Annotated in this window: 4 protein-coding genes; 2 read left to right on the plus strand and 2 right to left on the minus strand. The window is 60.9% G+C overall.

What is annotated here, in order from left to right:
* Positions 1–162: 162 nt before the first annotated feature.
* Positions 163–684, plus strand: a complete 522-nt coding sequence (locus tag WM94_RS17945) for an acyloxyacyl hydrolase (protein WP_015270391.1) — start codon at positions 163–165, stop codon at positions 682–684.
* Between the two features lie 118 nt (positions 685–802).
* On the opposite strand, the gene WM94_RS17950 is transcribed toward WM94_RS17945, so the two are convergent.
* Positions 803–2938, minus strand: a complete 2136-nt coding sequence (locus WM94_RS17950) for a TonB-dependent siderophore receptor (RefSeq protein ID WP_061551841.1) — start codon at positions 2936–2938, stop codon at positions 803–805.
* 793 nt (positions 2939–3731) lie between these two features.
* Between WM94_RS17950 and WM94_RS17955 the strand changes: the two genes are divergently transcribed.
* Positions 3732–5051: an IS1182-like element ISKpn6 family transposase gene (locus WM94_RS17955; RefSeq protein WP_004152397.1), complete on the plus strand. Its 1320-nt coding sequence runs from the start codon at positions 3732–3734 to the stop codon at positions 5049–5051.
* A 249-nt stretch (positions 5052–5300) separates the two neighbouring features.
* Here the strand turns inward: WM94_RS17955 and WM94_RS17960 are convergent, their stop codons facing one another.
* Entirely contained in the window at positions 5301–6182 is an 882-nt protein-coding gene (locus WM94_RS17960) for a carbapenem-hydrolyzing class A beta-lactamase KPC-2 (RefSeq protein ID WP_004199234.1), read from the minus strand.
* Positions 6183–6627: the final 445 nt, after the last annotated feature.

The following is a 6627-nucleotide window of genomic DNA, read 5'->3' on the forward strand; positions in this document are numbered from 1 at the left end:
TAATTAGCCAATGGTGGCAATTCACTTTCAACTTTCTGTTTATCTGGACGATAATCAGAAAAGTATTACTTCCTGTGACCGGTGTGGATGCATCCGGTCACCGCATAAGATCGAGGGGCTCAAGCCCCCGCTTGCCGTATAGACCATCAGGAGAAGTCATTGATGAAAACCCGTCTAGCAGCTTCGCTGGCTGCTGCAGTGCTGGCCTTTGCCGGGGCGAATCTGGCCCAGGCAGCGCAGGTAAGCGGCGCCGTTGGCGCCACTGGCCAAGGTGACATGACCTACCGTATTGGCCTGTCGTTCGACTGGGACAAGAAATGGCTGGAAAGCAGCACCGGTCATCTGACCGGATACTGGGATGCGGCCTACACCTATTGGGAAGGCGGTGAGGCCAGTGGTGCACACTCGCTGTCGTTCAGCCCGGTGTTCACCTACGAGTTCAGCGGTTTTACCTACACCCCGTACATCGAGGCCGGCATTGGTTTGGCGGCGTTTTCCAAGACCGACGTGGGCGACCAGCGCTTGGGCTCGTCGGTCAACTTCGAAGACCGCATCGGCTTCGGCCTGAAACTGCCGGGGGAGCAGAAGGTGGGGATCCGCGCGATGCATTACTCCAACGCGGGGCTCAAGCAGCCTAACGACGGCATCGAATCGTACTCGCTGTTCTACAGCAAAGGGTTCTGACTCCCCGGGGGCCGCTTTGCGGCCCATCGCGACACAAGGCCGCTCCTACAGGAGATCGCGGTTTCCTTGTAGGAGCGGCCTTGTGCCGCGATGGGCTGCAAAGCAGCCCCAGGAACGGTCAGAAGGTATACGAAACCCCAGCCTGCACCGTCCGCGGCGCACCCGGGTAGACGTAGTTGTTGAACGCGCCTTCGTCATAGCCCTTGTTGAACACGTTCTTCACGTCCAGGTTCAGCCGCACGTGTTCGTTGACCTTGTAGAAGCTCAGCAGGTCCACCACGCTGTAGCGCTCCATGGTGTAGGTCGTAGCTGCCGTCTGACCGGCGCGATCATCCACGTACTTCACCCCGACCCCCAACCCCAGCCCCTTGGCCAGGCCATCCTGGAACTCGTAGGTGTTCAGCAGGCTGAAGCTGTTGCGCGGGATGTTGGCCAGGCGTGTGCCCTTGGGCAGGGTCGTATCCTGGGTCACTTCCGCGTCCACGTAGGCATAACCACCGATCACGCGCCACTCCGGCGTCAGGTTGCCAGCGATATTGATGTCCAGGCCACGGCTGCGCACTTCGCCGGCCGCAATACTGTAGGTACCGGTGGGGTCGTTCGGGTCGCGCGCCAGGACGTTCTCTTTGACGATGTGATAGATCGCCGCGTCGATGCTCAGCTGGCGGTCGAGTGCCTCCCATTTCACACCCAGTTCGTAAGACTTGCCTTTTTCCGGGTCGAAGCCTCCGCCTCCGCTTGGCGTGCCGGTGTTGGGCTTGAACGAGCGCGCGGTGTTGGCATAGACCGCAACCGTATCGGTCAGGTCGTAGATCAGGCCGAAGCGTGGGGTGACGCCGTTTTCGCCCTTGCTGAAGTCGCGGTTGGTCGGCAGCTTGTCGTCGTAATCGTGCTCGAAGCGCTCGAAGCGCACACCCGCCAGCGCCTTCAGTCGCTCGGTCAGGGCCACTTGGTCCTGGATGAATGCCGCCCAGGTCTTCAGGTTTTCCTTGTCATGGGTGGTGGTGCGGGTCAGGGCAGGGCGTGGCTGGCCCAGTACCGGGTCGAAGATGTCAATCGGGTACTTATCGGCACCGCTGGCCGAGCGCTGGATGATCGAGTTGTAGTCGTAGTCTTCGTACTCGATGCCCGTCAGCAGTGTATGAGCGTAGCCGCCGGTGTCGAAGTGGCCGGTGAGGTTGAGCTGGTAGTCGCGGTCGGTCCACTCCAGTTTGCGGTAGTTGAAGTTGCGCCCCAGCGTGCGACCGTCAGCCTGCAATGCGTTGGCCTCCACGGCGTTGCCCTTGAGCGAGCCGTCGAGCCACTGCATGCCACCGCCCAGCGTCCAGTTGTCGTTGAGCAAGTGCTCGAAACGCAACTGGGCCATGTTGTTGTCGTTGTGCAGCAGGTTGTCGCTGCCCTTTTCCCAGATGTTGGTGTCGCGCGAAGCTGTGCCGAGCTGGCCGGGCAGGCGGGTCAGGCCACGGTCCAACGGATGGTTGTTGCGCATGAAGTCGCCCTCGAAGACGATCTTCGTGCTGTCGTTGACCTGCCAGCTGACTACAGGCGCCACGTCATAGCGCTCGCTTTCCACATCGTCACGGAAGCTTTCGCCGCCTTCACCCAGCAGGTTCAGGCGGTAGGCCAGCGAGCCGTCCTGATTCAGCGGCCCGGTGGCGTCCAGGGTAGCGCGGTGCATGCCCTGGTCATCGAACTGGCTGCCCAGGGTAACTTTCGACTCTGGCAGCGGCTGCTTGCTGACCACGTTGAAGGTGCCGCCTGGGTCGCCACGGCCGTACAGGCTGCTGGCCGGGCCACGGATCACTTCCAGGCGTTCGACGGTGTTGGCGTCGGGGGCGTTGGGGTAGCCGCGGTTGATCGGGAAACCGTTGCGGTAGAACTCGCCGGTGGTGAAGCCACGCACGGTGAAGGTGGTCAGGCCCTGGCCGCCGAAGTTGTTGGCGCGGCCGACGCCGCCGGCGTAGTCCAGGCCGTCCTGCAGTCGCGTGGCGCCGGTGTCTTCCAGTACATCCTTGGGCACCACGCTGACCGATTGCGGGGTTTCGTGCAGGGCAGTGTCGGTGCGGGTGGCGCTGGCCGAGCGGGTAGCCTTGTAACCCTCGACCGGGCCATCGGCACGTTCGCTGTCGGCGCTGCTGGTGATGTTCAGGGCCTGGAGTTCGATCTGGGTGGGTTCGCTGAGCGGTTCAGGCTCGGCAAAGGCCAGCGGAGAGACAGCATGAAGCACACAAAGCGAAACGAACGTGCGACGCATCGACGGTACGATCCTGGAGTAGGGCGCTGAGGGTAGGGTGGGCAAGCGCCGAGAAACTACTACGAATCATTATCAAATGCATTCTTTTTATGTGGAACTGGTGTGCCAGATGCCAAGGGTAGAATCCGTGTTGGCTTCTTCGCGGGTAAACCCGCTCCCACAGGGGTTTCACCAAGCCTGAGGTCAGTGGAATTCCTGTGGGAGATTGCCCAACCCTTTGGGCTGCGCTTTCGCGCAGAGAACCAATATCGCTCGTCTGACGCGTCCTTTGTAGGAGCAGCCTTGTGCTGCGAAGAGGCCGGTACAGCCAATAGACAGGCTTTGTCAGCCCCGGCCTCTTCGCAGCACAAGGCTGCTCCTACAGAACCTCGCCGAACCAATGAGTCATGTGTTGTTCTATGAGAGCGGGTTCACCCGCGAAGAGGCCGGTGCAGGTATAGGGGGGGTAAGCGGGAACCCCAGAAAATTCCGCCATTCCGCATTGTGGAATTTTTTGGGGGGGTGGTCCGCGGCATGACGACCCGCCAAAGGCTACCGCATCTATCTGAGGCGCTGTGGCGCGACGCTGAAACCCCGGGGAATTCCGCTACTCCAGTTCCAGGTCCGCAATAGTTCGTCCAGGTCGGGTGGCGTACGCCGGAAACGCCGATTTTTCCGCAACCGTTTCTGCGTTGTCGGCAAGGTGGTCTCAGAGAGCGCTCAAGAAGCGGTTTTTCTCGTATGTTTAGCTACGGTGGCCTAGGAGCCTGCGCGGCAGAAGCCAAATCGGCGGAAGATCGAGGACGATACGGGGATGGCTGCCAGTTACCTTCCTTACCGACCCGACCAATCCTATCTGCTGCCCCCTTCTCTGGGAGAGTGGCTACCTGAAGGGCATCTTGCCTACTTCATCAGCGAGACTGTCGATACGCTGGACTTGAGCGCATTCCACGCCCGGTATGCCGGCGGTGGTCCGGGCAATCAGCCGTTTCATCCGGCGATGATGGTCAAAGTGCTGATCTATGGTTACGCGAGCGGCGTCTTCTCTTCGCGCAAACTAGCCAGGAAGCTGTACGAGGATGTCGCGTTGCGTGTGCTGGCCGCTGGAAACTTCCCGGCCCACCGCACGCTGAGTGACTTCCGTGCCCTACACCTGACCGAGCTTGAGAATTTGTTCGTTCAGGTGGTGCAACTGGCGCGCGAATGTGGGCTGGTGAAGCTTGGCACGATCGCGGTCGACGGCACCAAGGTAAAAGCCAACGCCAGCCGCCACAAGGCGATGAGCTATAAGCGCATGAAGCCGGCCGAGGACGAATTGCATTGCGAGATCAAGGCGCTGCTTGATCGCGCCAAGGCTACCGACGACCAGGAGCGTAACGAGCCGGAGCTGGACATTCCTGCCGAGATTTCTCGCCGCGAGAAGCGCCTGGAGGCGATCCAGGCGGCAAAGGCGCGCCTGGAAGCGCGCCAGCGTGAAGCGGACCAGGCCCGGGGGCGCAGCGAAGACGATGGCCGCCGGCCTCGCCATCCGGATGGCTCGGACAAGGGCGGTGGCTCGTACAAACGCGAGTTTGGTGTGCCGGATGACCGTGATCAGGAAAGCTTCACCGATCCGGACAGCCGGATCATGAAACACGCCGGTGGTGGCTCCGAGCAGAGCTACAACGGGTACACAGCGGTCGATGCCGAGCACCAGATCATCGTGGCGGCGGAGTTGACCAACTGCGCCGCGGACAGTCAGGCGCTGCTGGGCATGCTGGCAGCAGTTCAGGCCAACACCGGAGAAATGCCGGCCCAGACGCTGGCGGATGCGGGATTCCGTAGTGAGGCTGTTCTGGCAAAGGTCGCCGATCACCACGGCGATGTCATCGTTGCCCTCGGCCGCGAGGGACGTGAAGATGCCAAGGTCAATGCCAAGACCCATCCGCATACGGCGGCGATTGCGGCGAAATTGAAAACGGAGCAAGGCGATGCAGCTTACCGCCGGCGCAAGTCGATCGTGGAGGCTCCGAATGGTTGGATCAAGGCGGTGATGGGATTGCGTCAGTTCAGCATGAGGGGCCTGGACAAGGTGCAAGCCGAGTGGAAGCTCGTCTGCATGGCGCTAAATCTGAGGCGAATGGCGTATCTGTGAGGGCGAAGGTTAAATGGGGCGGCTCAAATGCACCCCAGTCGTCATAACACGCCGCGCGCCGCAAGATTGGTATCCTTGGCGCCGACGCCTTGCCAATTGCAGAGAGCGCCGCCGCCATCGTCAGTGCTCTACAGAAAACCGGTCACACGGCTCTGCCGCGCAGACTCCTAGCCTAAATGTGACAGTGGTTGGTAATCCATGCCGCCCGCAAGGGCGGCGGTGGTGGGCCAATAGATGATTTTCAGAGCCTTACTGCCCGTTGACGCCCAATCCCTCGAGCGCGAGTCTAGCCGCAGCGGCGATGACGGCCTCGCTGTGCTTGTCATCCTTGTTAGGCGCCCGGGTGTAGACGGCCAACACAATAGGTGCGCGCCCAGTGGGCCAGACGACGGCATAGTCATTTGCCGTGCCATACACTCCGCAGGTTCCGGTTTTGTCTCCGACTGCCCAGTCTGCCGGCACCGCCGCGCGGATGCGGTGGTTGCCGGTCGTGTTTCCCTTTAGCCAATCAACAAACTGCTGCCGCTGCGGCGCAGCCAGTGCAGAGCCCAGTGTCAGTTTTTGTAAGCTTTCCGTCACGGCGCGCGGCGATGAGGTATCGCGCGCATCGCCTGGGATGGCGGAGTTCAGCTCCAGCTCCCAGCGGTCCAGACGGAACGTGGTATCGCCGATAGAGCGCATGAAGGCCGTCAGCCCGGCCGGGCCGCCCAACTCCTTCAGCAACAAATTGGCGGCGGCGTTATCACTGTATTGCACGGCGGCCGCGGACAGCTCCGCCACCGTCATGCCTGTTGTCAGATATTTTTCCGAGATGGGTGACCACGGAACCAGCGCATTTTTGCCGTAACGGATGGGTGTGTCCAGCAAGCCGGCCTGCTGCTGGCTGCGAGCCAGCACAGCGGCAGCAAGAAAGCCCTTGAATGAGCTGCACAGTGGGAAGCGCTCCTCAGCGCGGTAACTTACAGTTGCGCCTGAGCCGGTATCCATCGCGTACACACCGATGGAGCCGCCAAAGTCCTGTTCGAGTTTAGCGAATGGTTCCGCGACGAGGTTGGTCAGCGCGGTGGCAGAAAAGCCAGCCAGCGGCCATGAGAGACAAGACAGCAGAACTAGACGGCGATACAGTGACATCAACGATATTCCTTGTTTGAAGGTGGAGCTAGGTGTAGCGGCCGGATGTAATCAGGCCGCTACAGCTGGGATTATCACCGAGCGGCAAGCCGCTCCCTCTCCAGAGGCTGTAACGGCTGTAACTGCCCCGGATGGGCACACATCGGGTTGGTAAGTCCCTGGCACCACAACGTCCAGCGCTATTGAAAAACGAATCAGGTCGGCGTTCATGGGTCGGCCACCTCGCCTGACCTCGGCATCCACGTTACGGACGGCCTCAGGAAGTCCTGGCCAAGCCCCGACTATTGGGGCGCGAAGATAGCACCGAGGGTACGCCGGTGTCAACACCAACTGAAAACTGACCCACTTTACCCCTGAATCACCAAAGTAATACTGACCCACCTGGATCATTCGGGTTTGGAATTTTTCCTGACCACTCCCGCCTTCCTCTTGTCCTTCAAGCGGT

Origin of the sequence: Pseudomonas sp. ABFPK, from assembly GCF_001586765.1 — a bacterium.
GTDB classification, from domain to species: domain Bacteria; phylum Pseudomonadota; class Gammaproteobacteria; order Pseudomonadales; family Pseudomonadaceae; genus Aquipseudomonas; species Aquipseudomonas asiatica.